At 52.1% G+C, this 24,916-nt stretch carries 25 protein-coding genes and 1 pseudogene; 6 read left to right on the top strand and 20 right to left on the bottom strand.

Annotated features, from left to right (window positions below; translation table 11 throughout):
* Nucleotides 1–18: 18 nt before the first annotated feature.
* The 8 genes from rna to citC form a co-directional block, all read right to left on the bottom strand.
* Nucleotides 19–825: a ribonuclease I gene (rna, locus tag F4V61_RS05890; protein WP_058345640.1), complete on the bottom strand. Its 807-nt coding sequence runs from the start codon at nucleotides 823–825 to the stop codon at nucleotides 19–21.
* Between the two features lie 109 nt (nucleotides 826–934).
* On the bottom strand, nucleotides 935–2,398 hold the full coding sequence (citT, locus tag F4V61_RS05885) for a citrate/succinate antiporter CitT (protein WP_000059025.1): 1,464 nt from the start codon (nucleotides 2,396–2,398) through the stop codon (nucleotides 935–937).
* Nucleotides 2,399–2,435: 37 nt separating this feature from the next.
* Nucleotides 2,436–3,332, bottom strand: coding sequence for a triphosphoribosyl-dephospho-CoA synthase CitG (citG, locus tag F4V61_RS05880; RefSeq protein WP_000987082.1), 897 nt, complete (start codon nucleotides 3,330–3,332; stop codon nucleotides 2,436–2,438).
* On the bottom strand, nucleotides 3,304–3,855 hold the full coding sequence (gene citX, locus F4V61_RS05875; protein WP_058345639.1) for a citrate lyase holo-[acyl-carrier protein] synthase: 552 nt from the start codon (nucleotides 3,853–3,855) through the stop codon (nucleotides 3,304–3,306). Before citX ends, citG begins: the two co-directional genes overlap by 29 nt.
* Nucleotides 3,856–3,858: 3 nt before the next feature.
* The gene (gene citF, locus F4V61_RS05870) at nucleotides 3,859–5,388 is read right to left on the bottom strand and encodes a citrate lyase subunit alpha (RefSeq protein ID WP_000192337.1); all 1,530 of its coding nucleotides are present in this window, start codon (nucleotides 5,386–5,388) and stop codon (nucleotides 3,859–3,861) included.
* A 9-nt stretch (nucleotides 5,389–5,397) separates the two neighbouring features.
* Nucleotides 5,398–6,306 (bottom strand): citrate (pro-3S)-lyase subunit beta, encoded by a 909-nt coding sequence (gene citE, locus F4V61_RS05865; protein ID WP_000622352.1) that lies wholly within the window; start codon nucleotides 6,304–6,306, stop codon nucleotides 5,398–5,400.
* Nucleotides 6,303–6,599 (bottom strand): citrate lyase acyl carrier protein, encoded by a 297-nt coding sequence (gene citD / locus F4V61_RS05860; RefSeq protein WP_000700679.1) that lies wholly within the window; start codon nucleotides 6,597–6,599, stop codon nucleotides 6,303–6,305. Before citD ends, citE begins: the two co-directional genes overlap by 4 nt.
* Nucleotides 6,596–7,672, bottom strand: coding sequence for a [citrate (pro-3S)-lyase] ligase (citC, locus tag F4V61_RS05855; RefSeq protein WP_000467877.1), 1,077 nt, complete (start codon nucleotides 7,670–7,672; stop codon nucleotides 6,596–6,598). Before citC ends, citD begins: the two co-directional genes overlap by 4 nt.
* A 384-nt stretch (nucleotides 7,673–8,056) precedes the next feature.
* On the opposite strand from citC, the pseudogene dpiB reads away from it, so the two are divergent.
* Nucleotides 8,057–9,719, top strand: a pseudogene (gene dpiB, locus F4V61_RS05850) (sensor histidine kinase DpiB).
* Nucleotides 9,688–10,368 (top strand): two-component response regulator DpiA, encoded by a 681-nt coding sequence (gene dpiA, locus F4V61_RS05845; protein ID WP_012210385.1) that lies wholly within the window; start codon nucleotides 9,688–9,690, stop codon nucleotides 10,366–10,368. Before dpiB ends, dpiA begins: the two are co-directional and overlap by 32 nt.
* 53 nt (nucleotides 10,369–10,421) lie before the next feature.
* Here dpiA and dcuC read toward each other — a convergent pair whose 3' ends face one another.
* A complete protein-coding gene (dcuC, locus tag F4V61_RS05840) occupies nucleotides 10,422–11,807 on the bottom strand; it encodes an anaerobic C4-dicarboxylate transporter DcuC (protein WP_080160883.1) in 1,386 nt (461 codons plus the stop codon).
* Between the two features lie 391 nt (nucleotides 11,808–12,198).
* On the opposite strand from dcuC, the gene pagP reads away from it, so the two are divergent.
* On the top strand, nucleotides 12,199–12,771 hold the full coding sequence (gene pagP / locus F4V61_RS05835) for a lipid IV(A) palmitoyltransferase PagP (protein ID WP_072159304.1): 573 nt from the start codon (nucleotides 12,199–12,201) through the stop codon (nucleotides 12,769–12,771).
* A 187-nt stretch (nucleotides 12,772–12,958) separates the two neighbouring features.
* Nucleotides 12,959–13,168 (top strand): transcription antiterminator/RNA stability regulator CspE, encoded by a 210-nt coding sequence (gene cspE / locus F4V61_RS05830; RefSeq protein ID WP_000034825.1) that lies wholly within the window; start codon nucleotides 12,959–12,961, stop codon nucleotides 13,166–13,168.
* A 53-nt stretch (nucleotides 13,169–13,221) separates the two neighbouring features.
* Here cspE and crcB read toward each other — a convergent pair whose 3' ends face one another.
* Complete coding sequence (gene crcB / locus F4V61_RS05825; RefSeq protein ID WP_000939753.1) at nucleotides 13,222–13,605, bottom strand: fluoride efflux transporter CrcB; 384 nt, start codon at nucleotides 13,603–13,605, stop codon at nucleotides 13,222–13,224.
* An 89-nt stretch (nucleotides 13,606–13,694) separates the two neighbouring features.
* On the opposite strand from crcB, the gene F4V61_RS05820 reads away from it, so the two are divergent.
* Both F4V61_RS05820 and tatE read left to right on the top strand, forming a co-directional pair.
* On the top strand, nucleotides 13,695–14,483 hold the full coding sequence (locus tag F4V61_RS05820) for a deaminated glutathione amidase (protein WP_058345773.1): 789 nt from the start codon (nucleotides 13,695–13,697) through the stop codon (nucleotides 14,481–14,483).
* Nucleotides 14,484–14,611: 128 nt separating this feature from the next.
* Entirely contained in the window at nucleotides 14,612–14,815 is a 204-nt protein-coding gene (gene tatE / locus F4V61_RS05815) for a twin-arginine translocase subunit TatE (protein ID WP_000503940.1), read from the top strand.
* Between the two features lie 86 nt (nucleotides 14,816–14,901).
* On the opposite strand, the gene lipA is transcribed toward tatE, so the two are convergent.
* The 10 genes from lipA to rsfS form a co-directional block, all read right to left on the bottom strand.
* The gene (lipA, locus tag F4V61_RS05810; RefSeq protein WP_000042637.1) at nucleotides 14,902–15,867 is read right to left on the bottom strand and encodes a lipoyl synthase; all 966 of its coding nucleotides are present in this window, start codon (nucleotides 15,865–15,867) and stop codon (nucleotides 14,902–14,904) included.
* 205 nt (nucleotides 15,868–16,072) lie between these two features.
* A complete protein-coding gene (locus F4V61_RS05805; protein WP_001282836.1) occupies nucleotides 16,073–17,026 on the bottom strand; it encodes a YbeF family transcriptional regulator in 954 nt (317 codons plus the stop codon).
* 300 nt (nucleotides 17,027–17,326) lie between these two features.
* Nucleotides 17,327–17,968, bottom strand: coding sequence for a lipoyl(octanoyl) transferase LipB (lipB, locus tag F4V61_RS05800; RefSeq protein ID WP_000284002.1), 642 nt, complete (start codon nucleotides 17,966–17,968; stop codon nucleotides 17,327–17,329).
* A 98-nt stretch (nucleotides 17,969–18,066) separates the two neighbouring features.
* Nucleotides 18,067–18,330: a DUF493 family protein YbeD gene (ybeD, locus tag F4V61_RS05795; RefSeq protein ID WP_000850547.1), complete on the bottom strand. Its 264-nt coding sequence runs from the start codon at nucleotides 18,328–18,330 to the stop codon at nucleotides 18,067–18,069.
* Nucleotides 18,331–18,437: 107 nt separating this feature from the next.
* Complete coding sequence (gene dacA, locus F4V61_RS05790; protein ID WP_000848458.1) at nucleotides 18,438–19,649, bottom strand: D-alanyl-D-alanine carboxypeptidase DacA; 1,212 nt, start codon at nucleotides 19,647–19,649, stop codon at nucleotides 18,438–18,440.
* 139 nt (nucleotides 19,650–19,788) lie between these two features.
* Nucleotides 19,789–20,877 carry an endolytic peptidoglycan transglycosylase RlpA gene (gene rlpA / locus F4V61_RS05785; RefSeq protein ID WP_079782055.1) on the bottom strand — a complete coding sequence of 363 codons (1,089 nt, stop codon included), beginning with the start codon at nucleotides 20,875–20,877 and terminating at the stop codon, nucleotides 19,789–19,791.
* A gap of 10 nt (nucleotides 20,878–20,887) precedes the next feature.
* Nucleotides 20,888–22,000, bottom strand: a complete 1,113-nt coding sequence (gene mrdB / locus F4V61_RS05780; protein ID WP_000131713.1) for a peptidoglycan glycosyltransferase MrdB — start codon at nucleotides 21,998–22,000, stop codon at nucleotides 20,888–20,890.
* A 2-nt stretch (nucleotides 22,001–22,002) separates the two neighbouring features.
* The gene (gene mrdA / locus F4V61_RS05775) at nucleotides 22,003–23,904 is read right to left on the bottom strand and encodes a peptidoglycan DD-transpeptidase MrdA (protein WP_000828704.1); all 1,902 of its coding nucleotides are present in this window, start codon (nucleotides 23,902–23,904) and stop codon (nucleotides 22,003–22,005) included.
* Nucleotides 23,905–23,934: 30 nt separating this feature from the next.
* Nucleotides 23,935–24,402 carry a 23S rRNA (pseudouridine(1915)-N(3))-methyltransferase RlmH gene (gene rlmH / locus F4V61_RS05770; RefSeq protein WP_079827847.1) on the bottom strand — a complete coding sequence of 156 codons (468 nt, stop codon included), beginning with the start codon at nucleotides 24,400–24,402 and terminating at the stop codon, nucleotides 23,935–23,937.
* Nucleotides 24,403–24,405: 3 nt separating this feature from the next.
* Complete coding sequence (gene rsfS, locus F4V61_RS05765; RefSeq protein WP_001161670.1) at nucleotides 24,406–24,723, bottom strand: ribosome silencing factor; 318 nt, start codon at nucleotides 24,721–24,723, stop codon at nucleotides 24,406–24,408.
* Nucleotides 24,724–24,916 lie beyond the last annotated feature (193 nt).

Raw genomic sequence — 24,916 nt, 5'->3', positions numbered from 1 at the left:
TTTAAAACCTCTGTTTCGTCAATAACCGGCCTTATCGATAATAAACTGTGTCCCGCAATTGCCGGGATGCGGCTGCGGCAGGAATGAGGCGGAGGAGAGCGGAGCGTTAATCATCGACGCTTTTAATGAAAACTGAATCTCTGTTAAATAAGCGGGATTGCCGTGGCAGTTTACTTTGACGGCTTTGACATTATCCTTGCCCCACATTTGTTCGACTACGCTATTAAACGCGGCGCGGCTAACGGTTTTTCCGTAATTATCCGCCAGAAAATGCCCCAGTGCGCTGCCTTTTATCGCTTTATCCAGCCGTATCATGGTGCCGAAATAGGCATTCGGATCAAACCCGAAACAGGCGCCATGTTTGGCATATTCGTAGCGCTCCAGGCAGGAGTTACCACCTGCGCCGGGCATCACTTCCCTAAGCATTACCGCAATGTCAGGCGAAAGTCCGGGATCGGGGGCGACGCATTTCCGGCTGGCCCTGACTTCAGGCAGATTTGGGATTGGCCGCGTCGCACAGCCAAAGCGCTGCCAGCGTCGCTGGTCAACGCCGCTTGCGGCGATAGATTTGGGTAGTCCTGGCCACAGGCCGTGAACGGTCAGAAAGTCTGCTTTGTTGACTGGCTCCTTTTGCAGACGGCACTCATCGGGCTCCCGGTGATGGCGCTCATGCTGGCTTTGACAAAAACCGGTTTGCCAGGAAAGCGCCAGCACATAGTCAGTAAAATCCCCGTACTGTTGCGCCTGAAGATCGTTGGCGCTGGCGGCAAAAAACGGGGTTAAGAGGACAGCCAACAACGGACTGTAAGACCCTATTGCTCTCATGATGAATTCGGTAATTTATACACATTATGAATATTACCCATTTAATCATAAAAAATGCCGTTCAGGCGAACCTGAACGGCATCATTTTTAACCTGCGTTGGCGTAATGTTTAATTCCACATTGCCAGAATTGGCCAGCCCACCAGCAACAGCATAGCAATATAAATGACGCCAAAGATTGCGCCAAGACGCCAGTAGTCTCTGGATTTCACGTAACCGCAGCCGTAGATAATCACGCCAGGACCGGTGGCATACGGCGTCAGACAGCCCATGATACCGATAGACAGCACCAGTAGAATACACAGTTGTTCCATCGGGACGCCCGGAATGCCTTTACCCACCGCCAGAATGACCGGCAGCATGGTCGCGGTGTGAGCGGAAAGGCTGGCGAACAGATAGTGCGCGAAATAGAACACCAGTACCAACACAATGACGGTCGCATCCGGCGAGAAACCTTCCAGATGAGTGCTCATGGTATTAGCGAACCAGTCGATAAAGCCGGAGCGGGTTAAGCCATTAGCCATGACCACTAGCGTAGCGAGGTTCACCAGGGTGTTCCAGGCGCTGTTATAACGCGTAATGTCTTTCCACGGAACGACATGCAGCGCCAGCATCAGCGAGACGGCCAGCAGACCTACGGCGGTGGCGTTGATAATTTTTCCGCCAAAAACCCACAAGCCTAAGCTAAGCAGTACCAGGCCAATCAGCGTCCACTCTTTGCGGGACAGGCGCCCCATGCTTTTTAACTCGTCGCCAGCCCAAGCCGCGACTTCCGCACTGTGGGTCACTTCGGGTTTATAAAGCACATAGGAGAGCCACGGCGCAACGATCAGTAAAATAATCCCCACCGGCAGGAAGCTGAGAAACCATTGCAGCCAGCTAATCTGGACGCCGGCGATCTTGCTGACGAACTCCAGACCTAGCACGTTTGGCGCCGCGCCAGTAACAAACATAGAAGAGCTAAGGCTGGTACTGATCACCATCATCCACATTAAATAACCGCCGATGCGGCGTGCGGAAGGATCGTTTGGAAACGATTTGAACAACGGCGGCAGGTTTTTGATTACCGGGAAGACAGTACCACCGGTACGGGCGGTATTGGAGGGGGTAAACGGCGCCAGCAAAATATCAATAATGACAATTGCATAGCCGAGCGTCAGCGTGCGTTTGCCCATGAATTTTACCAAAAACAGAGCAATACGGCGCCCCAGTCCGGTCACTTCGTAGCCCAGCGCGAAAATAAACGCGCCGAAGACCAGCCAGACAGTGGTACTGGAGAAACCGGCAAGCCCCCATTTCAGCGCCTGTTTACTGGCTTTAAACGCCGGATCGGCCAGTTCTGAAGCGTCAAATAACAAGTAATTGCTGCCGATAACGCAAATGGTTACGGCAATAAAACTGATCGCTGTCGCCGGTATCGGCTCCAGGATCATACCGACAATCATCGCGACGAAAACCGCAAAATAGTGCCAGGCCTGCGGCGGCATACCATCTGGAACAGGGATAAGAAACATGACGCCCATCACCACTAATGGGGCCAACAACTTCCATATATTATCTTTGGATAAAGACATAAATGACTCTCCGGAAAGGATATTTTCTATAATTGTGTTAATGATTAACTTGCGAAATTTGCGCTAAAAACCAGGTCACGATCAGCAGATCGGCGCTACCGCCGGGGCTGAGATTGCGTTCAATGCATTGCTGATTGAACTGGTGGAGATAAACGAGATCATCAGGAGTACGTATGCCGCCCTGACGTAATAAAAATGATGCGTGCTGCTGTAACCAGCGTAGGCCGTCCGAGCCGCCGCGCGACGCGACGTTGGTATCGCCGTTGAGCGACATCAGCAGCAATAACGTGTCGAGCAACGCCAGTTCCGGATCGCGTCCCTGCGCCAGCAATGCGCGGTAGTGTGGCAGCGCGTGGCGAATGACCAGCGGGTAGCCCGCTTCCGCTTCGCCGCGCGCGCCGGTTAGTCCTAATTGCTGATACAGGCGCTGACCTGCGGTGAGCTGTAGATTGTTCTGGCGCAGCTCGCGCGCAGTCAGGCCGCGGCAAAAGGCGGCGGAGGTAGCGCAAAGCGTTTGTGCGGTTATCGGCTGGCGTAGCTGATACAGGCGGCCAATAGCGGCGCACAGGAGCCCCAGCGAGAAAATGCTGCCTTTATGGGTATTGACGCCCGCCGTTGCGCGAAACATCGCCGCTTCACAGGCCATACCCAATGGGCGCAGGCCCGCCAGAACCGACTCTGGCGGCAGACGCGTGCAGCTTGCGCCATATTCCATAAAGCGCGGCAGCCAGTCGCGAATCGCCTCCGCGCTGCGGTGAAAATCCTCCAGCGCCATATCCTTGTGCGCACCGCAGTTTAGCCGGTCTACCAGGCCGGGTTTTGGCGATAAATTTACCTCGGTCAGCATGGCGCGCCAGGCCAGATCGGCCCAGGCGTCGTACAGCGACTGAGGCTGAATGGAGGCGTTAGTCGGGTTGACGGGAATCGACATAATGTAGCAGCGCCTCCATATGGATCAGTAAATCAGACAGCGCGTGGGTTTTACCCCGCGCGCATTCAGCCGCGCTTTGCCCGCACAGCAGACAGCGGCGAGCGGGAAGCGCGAAATGGCGGCGGGAGAGTATTTCTCCTTCCGCCGTCAGGACATCGATATCCCACAGGCGCCCCAGTGGATAACGCTGTTCAAGTGCGATGGTCGCCTGTTTGAGCGCCTGAGCGGGCGCGTCAATCGCCAGCAGCCCTTCCGGCCCGCTGGCGGAAGCCAGTGCAGCCTGCTCCCGGATGGTCCAGCCATACTCTTCTGCCAGCGTGTGCAGGGCAGTCACGCCGTGATTAAAGATCCGGCGGGTTAACGCGCTGTCTTTCATCGGGCCTGGCGCCACCACGGTAAAGGAGACCAGTGGAGTTGCGTAACGCGTAAGCCAGGCGCGCTGCCTTGCTTGCCTTTCATCCCGGCTGGCGAGCAGCTCAGGAATAGAAACATCGTGACAGGCGGCGAGTTCCGGAAGCAGGCGCATGGCTTATTCCTTCACCTGATGCACGACATCGATCACTGAACCGTCGCGATAACGCACGACGGCAATCACGCGGTCGGTGAATTCGATAGGGCGGGGCTGACCGGTAAGCAGTTGCGCGCGTTCGCGCAGCCACTCAATCGATACCACTTTCATTCCCGCGGCTTTCAGGCGTTCAGCCAGCTCTGGACGCGCCGGATTGACGGCGATACCGTGGTCGGTGACCAGAATGTCGACGCTGGAGCCCGGAGTGACGCACGTGGTGACGTTATCGACCAGCGTTGGGATGCGACCGCGTACCAGCGGCGCGACGATGATGGACAGCGCCGCCGCGACGGCGGTATCGCAGTGACCGCCGGATGCGCCGCGCAGAACGCCGTCGGAGCCGGTTAGCACGTTAACGTTAAAGTGGGTATCTACTTCCAGCGCGCTCAGCACCACCACGTCCAGTCTGTCGACGGAAGCGCCTTTAGAGCCCCAGTTGGCGTACTGGTTAGCGCTAATTTCGATATGGTTCGGGTTACGGGCAAGTGATTCAGCGGCATTCCGGTCAAAGCTTTGGACATCCAGCAGCTTATGGATGAGACCTTTTTCATGCAGATCGACGATAGTAGCGGTGATGCCGCCCAGCGCGAAGTCGGCGTGAATATCGCGGCTGCGCATTTTGTCTTCAAGGAAGCGAGTCACCGCCAGCGATGCGCCGCCGGTGCCGGTTTGCAGCGAGAAACCCTCGTTGAAGTAGCCGGAGTTGGCAATGACTTCCGCCGCGCTGCGGGCGATCAGCAGTTCACGCGGGTTAGTGGTCATACGGGTGGCATCCGCGCCGATTTTATCGGCATCGCCAACCTGGTCGACCAGGACGATATGATCGACCTGATCCTGCGCGATGCTGGCCGGATTATGTGGATAAGGCAGCAGTTGTTCCGTTAACAGGACAACCTGTTGCGCATTTTCAGCATCCACGCGGGCATAACCCAGCGAACCGCAACAGGCCTTGCCGGTATAACCGTTAGCATTACCGAATTCATCGCAGGAGGGTACGCCAAGAAACGCAACATCAATATTGAGTTCGCCGCTTTGTACCAGATGTACACGACCGCCGTGGGAGTGAATCTGAACCGGTTCAGCCAGCAGGCCGCGAGAAATTTCTTCCGCCAGCGGGCCGCGCAGGCCTGACGTGTAGATACGGCAGACCACACCGTTACGAATGTGTTCAACCAGCGGCGCATGGCAGTCGCTCAGCGAACTGGAAGCCAGCGTCAGGTTTTTGAAGCCCATCTTCGCGATGGTCTCCATCACCAGGTTAATCGTCAGATCGCCGCCGCGAAACGCGTGGTGAAAGGAGATGGTCATACCGTCACGTAAACCGGAACGGCGGATGGCCTCTTCCAGGCTGGCGCACAATTTGTGGTCGCGCGGTTTTTGCGCTTGTAGGTTCAATTTTGCCGCGCTTTGGTAAGCGCTCAGTTTGCTTTCTGCGTGACGGCTCCAGGCCGCTACGCGATCCTGGCGTTGAGATTCGTTTTTCTGCGTCATTTTTTTGCCTTATTCTTCGCGAATGCCGGAAAGTTCTGCACGGGAGAGCACCAGACGGGCGCGTTCAATCACCGGGCTGTCGACCATCTTGCCGTTAAGGGAAACGACGCCGAGACCTTCGCGGGCGGCGGCTTCTGCGGCTTCTACCACCAGACGCGCATGAGCCACTTCTTTACGCGTCGGCGCATAAAGGTTGTGTAGCAGTTCGATCTGGCGGGGGTTGATCAGTGATTTACCGTCAAAACCCAGTTGTTTAATATGGGCGGCTTCTTGCAGGAAACCGGCTTCGTTGTTAGCGTCGGAATAGACGGTATCGAAGGCCTGAATGCCGGCGGAACGCGCGGCCTGTAAAATAGCGCAGCGGGCGAACAGCAGTTCGGTACCTTCCGGAGAGCGTTCGGTGCGCAGGTTGCGAACATAGTCTTCCGCGCCCAGCGCAATCCCGATCAACCGTTCAGAGGCGTGGGCGATTTCTACCGCGCGGGTAATACCTAGCGGCGATTCCACGGCGGCTAACAGGCCGGTACTGCCCGGTTCGCGACCGCAGGCGTTTTCAATGCGCAGAATTTCGTTTTCGATATCAATGACGTCCTGCGCGGTGTCGGTTTTCGGTAAACGCACCACGTTCGCGCCGCCACGCACGACCGCTTCCAGATCGTTGACGCCCCATTCGGAGTCCAGCGCATTCACGCGGACGATGGTTTCGACGTCACGGTAAAGCGGGTGTTGCAGCGCGTGATATACCAGACGGCGCGCCGCGTCTTTTTCGCGTAATGCAACGGAGTCTTCCAGGTCGAACATCAGCGCGTCGGCCGGATAGATAAACGAATTGCTCACCATCGCCGCGTTGGCGCCCGGTACGAATAACATACTGCGGCGGGTGCGGGTTTTACGTTGTTGCAGAGAGGCGGAAATCATTGGCGGTCCTCCCAGGGCAGAGCGGCAATACCGCTGGCGCGCGCCAGTAGCGTTTCCAGTCGGGCGCGCAAAATGCAGTCCAGAGCGCCTTTATCATCGACGTTCAGTTGTACGCCGCGCACGTCGTAGCGAGAAAGCACCTCCAGGATGGTGGCGCGAATGGCCTCGCCAAACTGTTTTTCAACGCTACTGTTGATTTGCAGGTCAATATCCTGTGTATCGAGCGGCGCAATGCGTATCATCACATCGCCGGACTCAAGCGTGCCTGCGACGGCTAGCTGGTTTATTTTCATTTTTCACCTGTTGCTAATACGGGGGACTTTTGACGGGCTGCCGCGCTGCCAGGATGGCGTTCGGCCATGCCCTGCAAATAGCGCAGGGTGGCGTCGGGAACCAGCGGCGCGATAGCCGTGAGATTGTGTTTAACCAGCAGCTTGCGTACCCAGGAGGCGGATATCGGTGTTTCCTGGAAGCAAAGCCGCTCTATTTCCACCAGCGCAATGGGTGGGGCGGGAAGCGTTGGCGTCTCCAGCCAGAAACGCATATCACGGTTGTACTGGGCGGTAACGGCGCAAAATGGCTCCGTACCGACAAAGCGGTGTGTGATGCCAAGCGCGGGCGCCAGATACTGGCGGAAAATCTTCAGGTCGATTTCGGTATAACAGTGATTAATGACGCTCTGCTCTTTAATGAAATAGCAGGGGAACGTCGCACGAGAAATAATGTATTCGGAGCCGCGGTGAACGGTTAAGCGCGGGATATCGGTCGTCCCTTTAAGGACCAGATCGAGTCGGTCTTCATAGGGAAAGCGTGACGTATCTTCTTTGACCAGGAACAGATGCAGCCAGTCGCACTGCGCAGCCGCCTGTTGGATGAGATAGCGATGGCCGTGAGTGAAAGGGTTGGCGTTCATCACGATACAGCCAATTTTCTTTCCCTCATGACGCAATGTCGCCAGCGATTCCGCATACCGTTTCAGCCGGGTCGCGCTATTTTCCATTAATACCATCACGCCAGGGACGCTGGCTATCGTCGAAAAGCTGCACTGTTTAAACAGCGCTTCGTATTCAGTTTTTGTATAAATAAAAAGATGGGTGCAGTGCCGTTCCCAGGCGAGATTAATCAATTCCGTCGCCAGCGTTAACGCTAAGCCTTCGCCGCGTACTGATTCGCTAATGGCCACGCATTTAATGATATTTCCGGCGATACCGCCGCAGGCAATAAGACGGTCATGACGGGTGACGGTAATAAACACCTCTACAGTAGTATCGACGCTTAAATCATTCTCTTTGAGAAAGTGAGCGATCTCCGCCATTTTTTTATTTTCAGAGCGTTTTACCCGGGTGAATACATTATTGCCAAACATAGTAAGAAATATCCTGGTGATATGCTTGTTGCCACTTTTATATGTATGTTGCGTTGTGTTGCAACTTGATAACTTTTTCTTTTCAGTCAGAGTGTGGGAATTTTTATTGCGGATTATTTCGTTTTCTCTCTGACGTATACATCTTAAGGAGTATTTTGGAGATGAATTTTGATTTATTTCACAAAGGGTTAGATGGTTTTTATGTGTTTTATGGTTTTAAGTTTTTTAATTAATTTAATCACCATTCAGAAGGTGGGTTTTAGTTGTTTAATTGATTTAATGTGGGGAATCTGTAACGATCGGTTTTTATATACCTCAAGTTACTTAAAACATTTTTATTACATTTGCGGTAAGTATGCAGCGAAATGCCCGTAAGGAACGTTAATGCCATATCAGAAAAATAAAAAGCTGTTTCCTTTTTTTCGGCAACTCGCGTTTCCGTTGCGTATTTTTCTGCTCATTCTGGTGGTTTCCGTTTTCATTGTGGCAGCGTTAGCACAATATTTTTCTGCCAGCTTCGAAGATTATCTGGCGTCCCATGTTCGTGACATGGCGATGAATCAGGCAAAAATTATTGCCTCTAACGACAGCATTATCGCCGCCGTAAAAAAGCGGGACTATAAACACCTGGCGACAATCGCGAATAAGCTACAGCGCGGGACGGATTTTGACTATGTGGTGATAGGCGATCGCAACTCGATCCGGCTTTACCATCCGAATCCGAAAAAAATCGGCTATCCCATGCAGTTTACGAAACCCGGCGCGCTGGAAAGAGGAGAAAGTTATTTCATTACCGGCAAGGGCTCGATAGGGATGGCGATGCGCGCCAAAACGCCTATCTTTGACAACGAAGGCAACGTGATCGGCGTTGTTTCAATTGGCTATCTGGTCAGTAAAATCGACTCCTGGCGGCTGGACTTTTTATTGCCGATGGCGGGGGTTTTTGTACTGTTGCTGATGGTATTAATGCTGCTTTCCTGGTTTTTCGCCGCGCATATCCGCCGACAAATGCTGGGGATGGAACCGAAACAGATTGCCCGCGTGGTACGCCAGCAGGAAGCGCTGTTTAGTTCGGTCTATGAAGGATTGATCGCCGTTGATCCGGAGGGACATATCACCGCAATCAACCGCAATGCGAGAAAAATGCTGAGGCTGCCGTCGCCGGGGCGTCAGTGGCTGGGCAAGCTGATAGCGGAAGTCGTCAATCCGGCAGACTTTTTTACCTGCCGGATTGCGGAAAAACGCCAGGATGTGATGGCTAACTTCAATGGCCTGAGCGTCATCGCCAATCGTGAGGCTATCCGTTCCGGCGATGAATTACTGGGGGCTATTATTAGTTTTCGCAGCAAGGATGAAATCGCAACGTTGAATGCGCAGCTAACCCAGATTAAACAGTATGTCGAGAGTTTGCGTACGCTACGCCATGAGCATTTAAACTGGATGTCGACCCTGAACGGCCTGCTGCAAATGGAAGAGTATGATCGGGTCAGAGAGATGGTGCAGGGCGAATCACAGGCGCAGCAGCAACTTATTGATAGTTTACGCGGCGCTTTCGCCGATCGCCAGGTGGCCGGGTTGCTGTTCGGCAAAGTTCAGCGTGCGCGCGAAATGGGCCTCAAGATGGTGATAGTTCCCGGCAGCCAGTTACATCAACTGCCGGAGGGGCTGGATAGCACTGAGTTCGCCGCCATCGTCGGGAATCTGCTGGATAATGCGTTTGAAGCGAGTTTACGTACTCAGGAAGGCGACAATACCGTTGAACTTTTTCTGAGCGACGAGGGCGACGAGGTGATCATAGAAGTTGCCGACCAGGGCTGCGGCATTCCTGAAGCGCTACGGGAAAAAATTTTCGAACAGGGTGTAAGTACCAGAACCGACGAACCCGGTGAGCATGGTATCGGGTTATATCTGATTGCAAGTTATGTGGGGCGCTGTGGCGGGGTCATTACACTGGAAGATAATGATCCTTGTGGCACCTTATTTTCTTTATTCCTTCCGAAAGTGAAAAAAAAACAATGACAGAACCACTAACCCTATTGATCGTTGAGGATGAAACGCTTCTGGCGGAAATGCACGCGGAATATATTCGCCATATTCCTGGTTTTAACCAGATATGGCTGGCGGGCAATCTGGCGCAGGCGAGAATGATGATTGACCGGTTCAAACCTGGATTAATTCTGTTGGACAATTATTTGCCGGATGGGAAGGGGATTACGCTGCTGCATGAATTAATGCAGTCGCGCTATCCTGGCGGCGTGGTGTTTACTACCGCAGCCAGCGACATGGAGACGGTAGCGGAAGCGGTACGTAGCGGCGCGTTTGATTATCTGGTCAAACCTATCGCTTATGAACGCCTGGGGCAGACGCTGACCCGCTATCAACAGCGCAGACGTATGCTGGCGAGTGCGGATAGCGCAAGCCAGAAGCAGATAGATGAAATGTTCAACGCCTATGCGCGCGGCGAACCGAAAGGGGATTTGCCGACAGGTATTGACGCCTTAACCCTTAATGCGGTGATGAAATTGTTTGCCGATCCGACAGTACGCCATACGGCTGAAACCGTTGCGCAGGCGTTGACGATAAGCCGCACCACGTCCCGACGCTATCTGGAATATTGCGCGAGCCGCCATCTGATTGTCGCTGAGATTCTTCATGGCAAAGTGGGTAGGCCGCAGCGTATTTATCACGGCGGCTAAGCCTGGTTTAAGATGCCGGGGCGATGTTTTCCCTCGCCCCGGCTTACCGGCTATCAGCCGCCAGTAACGGCGGAAGAGGCGCCCGGCACCATAATTTCCGTGGCGATAATGACTATCAACAGACCGACCATGACCGGAACGGACGTTCGTTTCACTACTTCAAACGGTGAAATTTTCGCCATTCCGGCAACAGCGACCACCACGCCGGAGACTGGCGAAATCGTGCGGCCCAGGTTTGAGGCTTGTAACATTGGGATTGATAAATAGGCTGGGTTGATACCGGATGAGTGCGCCAGTTTAGGAATCATCTCAACAAAGGCGTAAAAAGGCGCATTGCCTGAACCGGTAGTCATCGCGGCCAGCATGGTTAAAATCACTAATACCAGCATCAGAATAATGCTAGCGGAGCCAAAAGAGGTGGCTATTGAGATCAGGCTTTGGATAAAGCCAATTGTGCTCAGCCCTTGGGCAAAAACGCCCGCAGCGACCAGCAGCATCACGACGCCGGCAAATGCATCCGCCATGCCGCGATAAGCGACTTCCAGACCGGAAAACACATTTTGCGTATTGAAGCCGCGCATGAATTCCAGCACGGCGGCAAGCAGCATACAGATCACAAGAATGGTAATAATGTGCAGTTGCGGCCCCCATTTACCGTCGAAAATCAGTACGCCGAAAATTGGCGTGAACGGCAAAAAGGCATAAAACGCAGGGGCCGTCGTGGTAATCTCCGCGACATCCAGCATTTCATGCGAAATGTTCTCTTTTTTATCCAGATAGCGCTGCCAGAAAAAGTGCGCAATCGCCATACCGATAATCGCGGCGATAGAAATCGGCAGCGTGGTTTTGAACGCAAAATCGATTAACGGCATTTCCGCCGCTTTGGCGGCTAAAACCACATCACCAGACGTCGGCGAGAGGATGATGGCGGCCGGAGAGGCGCAAATAGCCGCCGCCGCGCCGCGGCTAATGCCGACGTTGACCATCACCGGGAAGAGAGTGGCCATGAGCAGTACGCCAAGCCCCGTCGCGGAAGAGACGGCCAGCGACATCAGGCAGGCGACAAAATAGGCGGCAATCATCAATAAATAGGGCGAGTTAATGTACTGTAAAGGCTTCGACGCCAGCTTAACGACCATATCATTCGCGCCGATATGGGTCATATAGGCGGCAAAGCCGCACAGCATCATGATCATCATGCCAAGATCGCCGCCGCGACTCATAAGCAAAATTTTAATGTATTCAACAATATCTGTTGCGGTATAGCCGGTACTGGTTTCGCTGGCAGGTAATACGTTATGCCCCATCAGCGCGCTGATAATGAGCAGAACCAGACCGCCGACAAATAAAACGCCGGTGGCGGAATATCCCTTAATGATGTAGCGCGCTACGCCCACAATAACGACGACTCCGATAAGGAGCTCTATAACTGTTAGCATTGTTTCCCCTGTCTTATCGACACCAAGATTAAAAAATAAGCATCACAAAAAGTGGTATAAAAATGTACCGAATAAAGGATGGCGCCTTACTGATTAAAATCACGGCGCTGTTATTTTTTCATGTCGCCGCTAAAGATGAAATATGTTTTGCGTAATTTTCAGTAGTGCTATAAATATTAATTTATTGTTATTTTATTGTTTTTAATCGTTGTGTGTGGGTTGTATTTTACTTCGTATTCTTTGTGAAGGCGCAACGAGGAGTGCCGAATGTTCTGAATGCCAAATCAAACGCCGTTGACCCACTCATATTTCAGGTTATTTTTCGTTCATGCTTTGTTAAGATTTTATTCAGGTTAATGTTGTTATTATCACGTTCGAATTTTTGAACGGTATGTATGTTGTGATGATCATCAGAAAGCATTTTTTTATTATCGCTACTCTTATTACGCCATGGCTGGTTCTTCCTCCGGTATCTGCTATGGATAAAGGGTGGTTCAATACTTTTACCGATAACGTCGCAGAAACGTGGCGACAGCCTGAGCATTATGATTTGTATGTTCCCGCCATTACCTGGCATGCTCGGTTTGCCTACGATAAAGAGAAAACGGATCGCTATAACGAGCGACCGTGGGGCGTTGGTTTTGGTCAGTCGCGCTGGGACGACAAAGGCAACTGGCATGGTCTTTATATGATGGCCTTTAAAGATTCATTTAACAAATGGGAACCCATAGGCGGCTATGGCTGGGAGAAGACCTGGCGACCGTTGGAAGACGATCATTTTCGCTTGGGCCTGGGCTTTACTGCAGGCGTTACGGCGCGCGACAACTGGCATTATATTCCTGTCCCGGTGTTGTTGCCTTTAGCGTCAATAGGCTATGGTTCCGCCACCTTTCAGATGACCTACATTCCGGGGTCGTATAACAACGGAAACGTTTATTTCGCCTGGATGCGTTTCCAGTTTTGACGGGGAATGGCATTCTTCCGTTGTGAATTGAAAATCCTTAAAAAACAATAAGTAGATAGGGTTTTCTGAAAATTAACGCGATATTTATCACTTTTTCACAAAGTTCGACTGGACAAAATGCACCACAATTGTTGTACTGGTACCCGACACAGCATTTGTGTCTATTTTTCATGTAAAGGTAATTTTGATGTCTAAGATTAAAGGTAACGTTAAGTGGTTTAATGAATCCAAAGGATTCGGTTTCATTACTCCGGAAGATGGCAGCAAAGACGTGTTTGTACACTTCTCTGCAATCCAGACCAATGGTTTTAAAACTCTGGCTGAAGGTCAGCGCGTAGAGTTCGAAATCACTAACGGTGCCAAAGGCCCTTCCGCTGCAAACGTAATTGCTCTGTAAGCATACGGCAGCAAGATTTCAAAACCCGCCCTCCTGGCGGGTTTTTTTGGCGCTTAACGCGCCGCTGCTGCGGAAAATAGCCAGAATGCCAGCGCTGTCATGGCAAACGAACCCAGCAAGTTAATCAGCACATTCAGCAACGCCCAACCAAAGCGTCCCTCTTGCAGCAAAAATACTACTTCGGCAGAAAAAGTAGAAAAGGTCGTCAGGCCGCCGCAAAAGCCGGTAGTGATGAGCACCTTCCACATCGGATCGATATGTGTCATGCGGTTAAACCATGCGAACCCCATGCCGATAATAAATGCGCCAAGTAAATTTGCTGTTAACGTACCGATGGGAATCGCCTGATGGAGCGGGTTGAAACGCATACTTAACATCCACCGGGCTACACTCCCCGTTCCACCGCCGATAAAAACTGCTAAAAGAAGCTGTAACAATGCCGAATCCTTTATTTAATTGCTATACAGGAAGAGTGTAACGCTGAACAGGCATAATTGGCGAGTTCAGGCAGATGGGAGATGGGGATATGCTTGTTGCAGCCGGGCAATTTATCGTGAGCCCTGTATGGGAAAATAATGTGCAAGTCTGCGTTTCGTTAATGTCTCAGGCGGCGGACCGCGGTGTATCGATTCTGGTGCTGCCAGAGGGGATATTAGCGCGAGATGACATCGACATTGATCTGCCGATCCGCGTCGCGCAGTCGTTGGATGGTGCCTTTATGACGCGCCTTCAGGAAGAAAGCGCTCATAATAGTATGACGACAATATTAACTTTTCCCGTTCCGTCAACGCCCGGAAGAGCGGTTAATATGCTGGTAGCGTTACGAGCGGGTAATATTGTTGCGCACTACGCGAAGCTGCATCTCTACGATGCATTTTCGATGCAAGAGTCCCACACTATTGATGCCGGAACCGTTATCGCGCCTGTGTTGGACGTAGAAGGGTTTAAGGTCGGGCTCATGACCTGTTATGACCTGCGCTTTCCTGAAATGGCGCTAGCGCTGGCTTTACAGGGCGCCGAAGTGTTAGTGCTGCCAGCGGGCTGGGTTCGCGGCCCGTTAAAAGAGCTGCAATGGTCGACGCTACTGGCGGCGAGAGCGCTGGATACCACCTGCTATATGATTGCGGCCGGGGAGTGTGGTAATCGCAATATTGGCCAAAGTCGTATTATCGATCCATTGGGCGTAACGGTCGCGGCGGCTGCCGATCGCCCGGCGCTGATCGTCGCGGAAATATTCAGAGATCGAATAGACCAGGCGCGGGAGCAGCTTCCTCTTTTGCAGCAGCGACGATTTGCGCCACCGCAATTATTATGATGTTTTTTTACGCAAAGCTTGATTCACCTTGTTACAGATTGCTATTGTGTGCGCGCGTCGAAAGACCGTTAATATTCTCAGGTTAATCCGGCGCGTTATGCAGCCTGTTTTTAGTGAAGAAGGTATCTATGGGTGAGATTAGTATTACCAAACTGCTGGTGGTTGCCGCACTGGTTGTTCTGTTGTTTGGTACCAAAAAGTTACGTACGCTGGGCGGAGACCTGGGCACGGCCATTAAAGGATTCAAGAAAGCAATGAACGATGAAGACGTGGGTGTTAAGAAAGACGTCGATGGCGGCGTTCAGGCTGAAAAGCTCTCGCATAAGGAGTAATGGCGTGATGCGCTTGCTCTGCAGAGTAAAAAAACCGGCGAGTTGCCGGTTTTTTACTACCTGAAATGTAAGCGTGTATTACATGATCATTTCACTTCCATGCCTTTGGCCTGGAGATCAGCATGGTACGAAGAACGAACAAAAGGCCCACAGGCGGCATGGGTAAAGCCCATCGCCAGTGCTTCCGCTTTCATCTCGTCAAACTCTTCCGGGCTGACATAGCGCTGCACCGGCAGATGATGGCGGCTTGGCTGTAGATACTGACCAAGCGTCAGCATGGTGACGCCGTGACGGCGTAAGTCGCGCATAACCTCAATAATTTCTGCGTTAGTTTCGCCTAAGCCGACCATCAGACCCGATTTTGTCGGAATTTCCGGGTGCGCTTCTTTAAAGCGCTCCAGTAATTTCAGCGACCAGTTGTAGTCGGCGCCAGGACGTACCTGGCGGTAGATACGCGGCACGTTTTCAAGGTTATGGTTAAACACATCTGGCGGCGTCGCGTTAAGGATCTCCAGTGCGCGATCCATACGTCCACGGAAGTCTGGCACCAGCGTCTCTATTTTTATCTCCGGACTTTTGGCTCGGATGGCGGTGATGCAGTCAGCAAAATGCTGGGCGCCGCCGTCACGCAGATCGTCACGGTCGACAGAAGTGATCACCACATAGCGTAGCGCCATGTCGGCGATCGTTTGCGCCAGTTTCTGCGGCTCTTCCGCATCCGGCGCAACGGGGCGGCCATGGGCAACATCGCAGAACGGACAGCGGCGGGTGCAAATCGCGCCGAGGATCATAAATGTGGCGGTGCCGTGGTTGAAGCATTCAGCCAGATTCGGACAAGACGCTTCCTCGCAGACAGAATGCAAGCCATTTTTGCGCATTGCGGCTTTGATGCCCTGGATACGGGTAGAATCCGCCGGAAGTTTTATTTTCATCCATTCCGGTTTACGGAGCAGAGCGTCGCGCTCTGTGATCACATTTTTTACCGGGATAAGAGCCATCTTATCGGCATCGCGGTATTTTACACCGCGTTCCATCACAATGGGTTTACTCATAGCGTGCGTGTTCCAGTTGCGAATAACGAAGGAAAGCGTTTCAATTCAAGGGAAAGTTGTATTTATCAACTATTTTTGAATTTGTGACACGCAGTATATCATTGATAAGGGCCATAAAGCAGCCTGACAGCCCGGCAAAATGTAAAATAGTTGTTGTTTTGTGCTGTTTGCCCATATCTTCCGTGACCTGGATGTAACATTTTTGTCAGAACGCCTCACGGATAATATCAATGACGCTCTCCAGCACCGGATCGCGCAGACTTAGCTTATTGTAATGCAGCGAGAACTCGATCTGTTCATTATTTACCGGCGTATAGGCAAGGCGTTCAAGTGGCCAGCAGCGGCTAAATAAGGTGTAGAAGCGGGTGGGCATCAGTCCCAACAGATCGCTGCTGGCGATCAGCGAGGCAATGGTAAAAATATTGTAACTGCTAAAACTGATTTGCTGATCGGGAAAGGTCTCCTGCAGTCGCAGGCGCAGAAGGGAGAGATTTTGTCCCTCCATCATCAGAAAGGTGTGATCCGCGCTGTTCAGCCTCTCTTCAGAAATGGCGCTCGCCAGACAAGGGTGATGCTGGCGGCAAACAATTTCAAGCGTATCGCTAAACAGGACATGATGCTGAATGCTCCGGTTGTTATAGCTATGGGTATTAATAATAAGATCGGTCTGAAACTGACTAAGCTGGCTTTCGGCATCGTCTACCGGAATATTGCGTAGCAAAAGTTGAGGATAACGCGTCCTGATGGCCTGGTAAATAACCGGCATCACCAACGCGCCGACCGAGGGCGTAGTGCCAATCGTAATAGTGCGTTGCTTATCATAGCTGCCCGTGAGATCCAGGGCGCCAAGAATAGATTCCAGCCCCTGGCTGATGTATTCGTGCAGATGTGTAGCATATGTCGTGGGCGTTACGCCCTGTCCTTTCCGAATAAACAGCGGATCGGGAAATATGGTCCGTAATTTTTGAATTGACTGGCTGATAGCTGACGGCGTCAAATTAAGAATTTTCGCTGCATTGACGATCCCTTTATGAACATACACAGCTTCGAAAATCGTCAACAGATTGAGGTCGATATTTCTCAGTGTTCTGAAAATTTGCGGTTTGTCTTGTAGGTGTTGAGCGGCAGGTTGTCTTTCTGTCTGATTATTATCACTCACGATCTGGCTCCGAATTTATTCGCATTATGAATAATAGATGAAATAATATAGCTTGCATTTATAAATTAGTTTAAATATTACTCATGTGAATATTCTTTTTTTATTTCAATTAGATAAGTAACATCGAGACCGGTATTTTGCTTACGGAAAATTCCTCATCATGAGGACTGAAGAGGCCATACCGCCTGGCCGGAACGGCAGGGATATAACGAAAATATAGAAAGCGGGGGGAGAAGTAAAGTATTCAAATCAAATATGATCAATGACCCATAAATTTCTTGGGCCATTATATTTTACTCATTAAGCAGTAATATATTCATGTGGTGGATTATTTAGCAGCGCTAAAATATTCGCCAGCAAGCGGGGCGCAATATTATCCGTGGTAGCGTCTTCCTTCCACTGCGTTATTTTTGCCATTTCCATTCCGGCATAACCACAAGGGTTGATGCGTAAGAATGGGGAAAGATCCATGTTAACATTTAGCGCTAAACCGTGGAATGAACAGCCGCGACGGATACGTAAACCCAGTGAGCAAATTTTCTTTTTACCTACGTAGACGCCTGGCGCATCGGCGCGCGGATGGGCCTCAATGCCGATTTCAGCCAGCGTATTTACCACGGTCTGTTCGAGTAAGGTGACTAAATCACGCACGCCCAGCTTGCGCCGTTTCAGGTTTAGTAAAACGTACATCACCTGTTGTCCAGGCCCATGATATGTCACCTGTCCTCCACGATCGCTCTGAACAACGGGAATATCGCCGGGCATCAATATATGTTCCGCTTTACCGGCCTGGCCTTGGGTAAACACCGGGTAATGCTCAACCAACCAGATTTCATCATAGCTGTTTTCATCGCGCATATCGGTAAAGTCATGCATGGCCTGAGAGATAGCCTCATAGGGCTGAAGGCCGAGCTGGCGGACAAGGATTTTATCCTGATACAAAACGGCATCTCCGTAGAGAATGAAAAAGAGAGAAAAGTATATCACAGCGGGGAAGGAGGAAAGTTACCCGGACAAGGCCGGGTAACCGTCTGGATGTATTATAATACCATTCGCACGATATCAATATTGCCCAGTTCTTCGTACAGCGTTTCAACCTGTTCAATATGGGTGGCGTTAATGGTGATAGAGACCGAGTGGTAGTTGCCTTTGCTGCTCGGTTTTACCGTCGGAGAGTAATCACCAGGCGCATGGCGCTGTACCACTTCAACCACCTGATCAACCAGCTCAGGTAACGCCTGCCCCATTACTTTGTAAGTAAATGGCGTAGGGAATTCAAGCAGTTCGTTAAGTTTGGTTTTCATGTCAGCTCCGGCATTACGTAAAAAAATAATAACTCCCGCCAAAGGACGGGAGTTTTACTGATGCATAGTATATGGGGACGCAAATCACACTTTCAAGAGCTCAATTTTTATCCAAACCAGTGATGGAACATTAATTTAATGTAATCAATGATTTTACCGAAGAAGTTCCCCTCCGGGATCTCTTGCAGTACGACCAGCGGACGCTGCTCAATGGTTTTTCCGTCTAACTGGAAGTTGATGGTGCCGACCACCTGGTTTTTCTGCAGAGGGGCGTGCAGTTCCGCGGTATTCAGTACATAACTTGCTTTCAGATCTTTCATACGGCCGCGAGGAATCGTCAGGTAAACGTCTTTATCTACGCCCAGCGAGGCGCGATCGGTATTACCAAACCAGGCGGGTTCAGAGGCGAACTCTTTACCGGCTTTCAGCGGATTAACGGTTTCAAAGAAACGGAAGCCCCACGTCAGCAGTTTTTTACTTTCCGTTTCACGGCCTTTATAGGTACGTCCGCCCATCACGGCGGAGATCAACCGCATCTGGCCTTCCGTTGCGGAAGCGACCAGATTATAGCCTGCTTTGCTGGTATGACCGGTTTTGATGCCATCCACATTCAGACTGTTATCCCACAGCAGACCGTTACGGTTTAACTGGCGAATGCCGTTAAAGGTGAACTCTTTCTCTTTATAAACGGCATATTCGTTAGGCACATCGCGAATTAACGCCTGGCCAATCAGCGCCATATCGCGAGCTGAACTGTATTGTCCGTCGGCGTCCAGGCCGTGTACGGTCTGGAAGTGAGTATTTTTCAGCCCCAGCGCGTTCACATAGCTGTTCATCAGCCCGACGAAAGCATCCTGGCTGCCGGCGGCGAAATCGGCCATCGCAACACAGGCGTCATTGCCGGATTGCAGATTAATGCCGCGTATTAGCTGGGAGACCGGCACCTGCATTCCTGGCTTGAGGAACATCAGCGAGGAGCCTTTAAATACTGGATTACCAGTAGCCCAGGCGTCATTACCGACGGTAACCAGGTCGGTTTCTTTAAATTTACCCGCTTTCATTGCCTGTCCGATGACGTAACTGGTCATCATCTTTGTCAGACTGGCCGGGTCGCGGCGTTCGTCGGCATTTTGTTCCGCCAGAACTTTGCCGGAGTTGTAGTCGATCAGGATGTAGGATTCCGCATCGATCTGCGGAACACCTGGGATCATAGTTTTGATATTCAGGTCATCGGCATGTGCGGTTGAGATAAACGTGGCACAAAGCGCCGTGGTGAGCGCCATGCGCTGCATGAAACGAGCGGAAAAAATGGTCTTCATGGTCTGAACTACGACGTCCGTGATGAAATTAAAAAAAGTGCCCTACTATAGCAAAAGCGTAACAGGCAGGCATCCGACTTTCCGCGTGACTTTGTTAATGTCATTTACAGAAATTGACAGTACAGATGCCTGCAATATGTTACTGCGCGCTGGCGATAAAGGACTGTAATTGTGCTTCTGTTTGCAAACGTTGCTGTAACGCGCTGGCTTCCGTTTTACTGGCAAACGGCCCCAGTTGAATACGCCAGACCGCGCCGTTTTGCATTACGCGGCCTGGTACACTGAACTGTTGGCTTAAACGCTGCTGGTACTGCTGCGCGCGCGTTTGATCGCTGACGGCGCCGACCTGGACGACGAAACGACCGCTCGCCGTTGCGGCAGGCGCGCTAACCGGGGCAGAAACGGGAGCTGTTGCGGCAGGCGCGCTAACTGGCGCGGAGACTGGCGTTGGTTCGCTATCTTCCAGCACGCCAGGCGCCAGCGTGGTCGGCGCGCCGAGGAAGCCGCTGCCGCTCACCGGCGCGCCGGTAGTATCGTCACTTTTCAGAGTGGAATTGCTGACCGGAAAAACGTCGCCTTGCGGCTGCGCAGGCGTTGAAGAGACGCTTCCCATTCCGCCGCTTAAATCAGGCCGGGGAGGCAGAGCGTAGGTCTGTTTCGCCACCGTAGTACAGGCCATTCCCGGGCCGGAGAGCGACCCATCCGGCGCCACGATAATGGGGTCAATCCGTACTTTAGTATTATTCGAGGTATTCAGACGATCCGCCGCCGCGCGGGACAGGGAGATGACCCGATCGGTGCCATAGGGGCCGCGATCGTTAATACGCACGACGATCATGCGACCGTTGGCCAGGTTGGTGATTCGCGCATAGCTGGGGATAGGCAGTGTCGGATGAGCGGCGGTAAGTTGCATCGGATCGAACATCTCCCCCGAGGCGGTTAAATTACTGCCAGGCTCCGCATCATAAATAGCGGCCAGGCCAGCCTGGCTAAAGCGGGACGGGTCCTGAACGATTTTATAACTTTTACCGTCACGCTGATAATCCTGATTTGCGGTTGGATTCAGAGGTTCATAACGCGGTTCCGCTCCGCTGATTTCCACCACCGGACCATTACATACCGCAGGCTGCGGCGCGACGGTGGTTTGCTGCTGACCGCCGTCATTAGTACATGCCGCGAGTAGTACTATCCCTGCCGCGACGCAGATTACAGGCAACTGCTTACGCATTGCGCACCCCTTATACGCTTTTCGACAACATTTTTCTGTGGGTGTGGATCGACATCACAATCCCGAACCCGGCCATCAGCACAATCAGTGCGGAGCCCCCGTAGCTGACCAGGGGTAAAGGTACTCCAACCACAGGCAGAATACCGCTCACCATACCAATATTTACGAAGACATAAACGAATAATATTAACATTAATCCGCCAGCCATCACGCGACCAAATGTCGTTTGCGCTCTGGCGGCAATCCACAAACCGCGCATTATTAGCAAAATATAGAGCGCGAGCAGAATCAGGATGCCCACCAGACCGAGCTCTTCCGCCAGTACCGCGAAGATAAAATCGGTATGGCGTTCGGGTAAAAACTCCAGTTGCGACTGGGTGCCATGCAGCCAGCCTTTACCGCGCAGGCCGCCTGAGCCAATAGCGATTTTAGACTGAATAATATGATAGCCCGCGCCAAGCGGATCGGTCTCTGGGTCAAGTAGCATCATGACGCGCTGGCGCTGGTAATCGTGCATCAGGAAGAACCACAAAATAGGAATAAATGCAGCGATCAATACAATGGCGACGCCAATTAAACGCCAGCTCAGGCCAGATAAAAATAGGACAAAAAGACCAGAAAGAGCGACCAGAATAGACGTCCCCAGGTCCGGCTGGGCGGCGACCAGTAGGGTAGGCATAAAAATTAATACCAGGGCGATGGCGGTATTTTTCAGCGAGGGCGGACAGACGTCGCGGTTAATAAAGCGGGCGACCATCAGTGGCACGGCGATTTTGGCTATTTCCGAAGGCTGAAAACGAACAATCCCCAGATCGAGCCAGCGCTGCGCGCCTTTGGATATGGCGCCGAAGGCATCAACGGCGACCAGCAGAATAATACAAATGATATAGAGATAGGGCGCCCAGCCTTCATACACGCGCGGCGGGATCTGCGCCATCACCACCATGACCACCAGCCCCATCGCAATCTGACCGATTTTACGCTCCATCATGCCGATGTCCTGGCCGCTGGCGCTCCAGATGACCAACGCGCTGTAAACCAGTAACGCCAGCAGAATGAGTAGCATCGTGGGATCGATATGAATTTTATCCCAGAAGGTTTTTTTGTTCGGATTATCCGTCATGATTATTGGTCCTCCGCCGCTGCAACCACCGGGTTTTCCGCAGGCAAATGGGTGTTGTTGTCGCCCAGCATGATGTGATCAAGGATTTGGCGCATGATCGTGCCTACTGCCGGGCCTGCGCCGCCGTTTTCAAGGATGATCGCGACGGCGACCTGGGGATTGTTATACGGCGCAAAGGCGGTCATCAATTTATGGTCTCGCAGGCGTTCGGCGATTTTATGCGCATTGTACGTTTCGTTGGCCTTCAGGCCAAAGACCTGCGCGGTGCCCGATTTCGCTGCGATTTTATAGGGCGCGCTGGCAAAATATTTATGCGCCGTACCGTTGGGACGGTTGGCGACGCCGTACATGCCATCTTTCGCAATTTCCCAGTATCCGGAGTGGATATCGCCCACCGGCGGCTCATGCGGCTGTACCCATGGCACCTGTTTACCGTTTTCCGCGGTGCTCATTAACAGGTGCGGGACTTTAACTACGCCGTCGTTAATAAGGATCATCAGCGCCTTACTCATCTGAATCGGCGTCGCTGTCCAGTAGCCCTGGCCGATGCCTACCGGAATCGTATCGCCCTGATACCACGGTTTTTTATAGCGTTTTTGTTTCCACTCGCGGGTTGGCATATTGCCAGAACGCTCTTCTGCGAGATCAATTCCGGTGTAGTGACCATAGCCAAACTTCCCCATCCATTCTGACAGGCGATCGATCCCCATGTCATAGGCGACCTGATAGAAGAAGGTATCCGCCGACTCTTCAAGGGATTTGGTGACGTTCAGATGGCCGTGGCCCCATTTTTTCCAGTCGCGGTAGCGTTTTTCAGATCCCGGCAACTGCCACCAGCCTGGGTCGAAAAGACTGGTACTACGGGTGATGACGCCAGCGCTTAACGCCGATACGGCGACGTAAGGCTTAACGGTAGAAGCGGGTGGGTAGACCCCCTGAGTCGCGCGGTTCACTAATGGCGTGTTCGGATCGTTAAGCAGCCCGGAGTAATCTTTGCTGGAGATGCCGTCCACGAAAAGATTAGGGTCGTAACTTGGCATGGATACCAGCGATAGCACGCCGCCGGTACGCGGATCGGTGACAATCACCGCCGCGCGGCTGCCTGCCAGCAGCGTTTCAATATACTGCTGTAATTTGAGATCCAGCGTCAGGTAGATATCGTGTCCTGCCTGCGGCGGCACCTCTTTGAGCTGGCGAATAACGCGACCGCGGTTGTTGACTTCAACCTCTTCATAACCAGTTTGCCCATGCAGAATATCTTCATAGTAGCGTTCAATGCCCAGCTTGCCGATATCATGGGTGGCGGCGTAGTTCGCCAGTTTATTCTCTCTGTCGAGACGCTCGACGTCTTTATCATTGATTTTCGATACGTAGCCGATGACGTGAGTCAGCGCCGATCCGTATGGATAATAGCGGCGTTTATAGCCTTTTACTTCAACGCCCGGAAAACGGTACTGGTTGACGGCAAAGCGCGCGACCTGCACTTCCGTCAGGTTCGTTTTTACCGGGATAGAGGTAAAACGATGCGAGCGGGCACGCTCTTTTTTAAAAGCGGCAATATCGTCATCGTTTAAATCGACCACGCTGCGTAGCGCATCCAGCGTTTGCTGAACGTTATCCACTTTTTCCGGCATCATTTCAATCTGATAGATAGTGCGGTTCAGCGCAAGGGGAATGCCGTTACGGTCGTAGATTATCCCGCGGCTTGGCGCAATTGGCACCAGCTTGATACGGTTTTCGTTCGAGCGGGTCTGGTAATCGGTAAAACGGAGGATTTGCAGATTATACAAATTGGCGATCAGTACGCCGGTCAGCAGCAAAATACCCAAAAAGGCGACCAGCGCCCGACGCACAAACAGTGCGGACTCAGCCGTATAGTCACGAAAAGAATTTTGTCGTTTCATCCGCTGCTTAATCTTCTCAAGACTTCACGATCACTCACGGTGATAAGGGTGGTTGGTTGTGATGCTCCACGCCCGGTACAAACTCTCCGCGACCAGAACCCGAACCAGCGGGTGAGGGAGCGTTAACGCCGAGAGCGACCAACTCTGTTCCGCTGCCGCTTTGCAGGCGGGAGATAATCCTTCCGGTCCGCCAATCAGCAAACTGACGTCGCGCCCGTCCTGTTTCCAGCGATCCAGCTCATTGGCTAACTGCGGCGTATCCCACGGCTTGCCTGGAATATCCAGGGTAACAATGCGATTCTTACCGGCGGCGGCCAGCATCTGCTCGCCCTCTTTGTCGAGAATGCGTTTGATATCCGCGTTCTTGCCGCGTTTGCCCGCAGGGATTTCGATCAGCTCAAAGGGCATATCTTTCGGAAAACGACGCAGATATTCCGTAAATCCCGTTTGAACCCAGTCGGGCATCTTCGTGCCGACAGCGACAAGTTGCAGCTTCACGCATTAACTCCAGAGTTTTTCCAGTTCATACAGGCGGCGACTTTCTTCCTGCATGACATGCACAATCACATCGCCCAGATCGACGACAATCCAGTCAGCCGCATTTTCGCCTTCGACGCCCAACGGCAGCATACCGGCCGCGCGCGATGACTGCACAACGTGGTCGGCAATAGACATAACGTGACGGCTGGAGGTGCCGGTACAAATAATCATACAGTCGGTGATACTGGATTTACCCTGAACATCTAAGGCGATGATGTCCTGACCTTTCAGGTCATCAATTTTGTCGATAACAAAATCCTGGAGCGCTTTACCCTGCAAGTTTTCCCCCTGGGTGAATAATTGCGTTATAACGATAGAAAAAAGGCCAACAGGCTGGACCGGTAAGGTGTTGCGAGTTAACGCTAACCTTTCGGCGGGACGCCGTGTAGTATACCTGAATCAGCGGCGATACCGGGACTTATGTCGCCGGATCGGCGTTTAAAACCAGATTATCATCCCATCCCACGTCACA

It is taken from the genome of Salmonella enterica subsp. arizonae, from assembly GCF_008692845.1.
In the GTDB taxonomy this organism is placed as follows: Bacteria; Pseudomonadota; Gammaproteobacteria; order Enterobacterales; family Enterobacteriaceae; genus Salmonella; species Salmonella arizonae.
Note: the sequence above shows the minus strand (reverse complement) of the source record. Positions and strands in the feature narration are given on the sequence as shown.